1 protein-coding gene is annotated in these 385 nt (G+C 66.8%); it reads right to left on the reverse strand.

Going from position 1 to position 385, the window contains the following annotated elements; translation table 11 throughout:
• A partial coding sequence (locus D7Y04_RS43675) for a hypothetical protein (protein ID WP_121763100.1) occupies nucleotides 1-385 on the reverse strand: 385 nt, incomplete at both ends.

Consider the following 385-nt stretch of genomic DNA (forward strand, 5'->3'; position numbering starts at 1 on the left):
CGCCTGGAGGCTGAAGCCGGAGAACGTGGCCGCCGGAGCGCCGGAGACGGTGGCGTTGGACGGCGACGCGCTGGTGATGAGGCACTCGCGCAGCACCACCCGCTTGAAGGACCAGTCCGTGCCCGAGTGCTCGTGCAGGGTGATGTCGAAGCGCTTGCCCGACATGGCCAGCGCGGTGAGCTGCGCGGCCACGTCTCCAATGGCCTTCACGTTCATGGAGAACGTAATCCCGCTGGGCGTGAAGATGGCCCCCACGTGGGTGCGCTCGATGGAGTGGTGTACCTCCGCATTCAGGCTGAACGTCGGCGTGAAGGAGTCAATCGGGGTGATGTCCACGCGCTTGCCGTCCTCGTCCACGTAGGTGACGGCGAGGCGCGTCCTCCAG

The sequence above is a fragment of the Corallococcus sp. AB038B genome (assembly GCF_003668955.1).
GTDB lineage: Bacteria > Myxococcota > Myxococcia > Myxococcales > Myxococcaceae > Corallococcus > Corallococcus exiguus.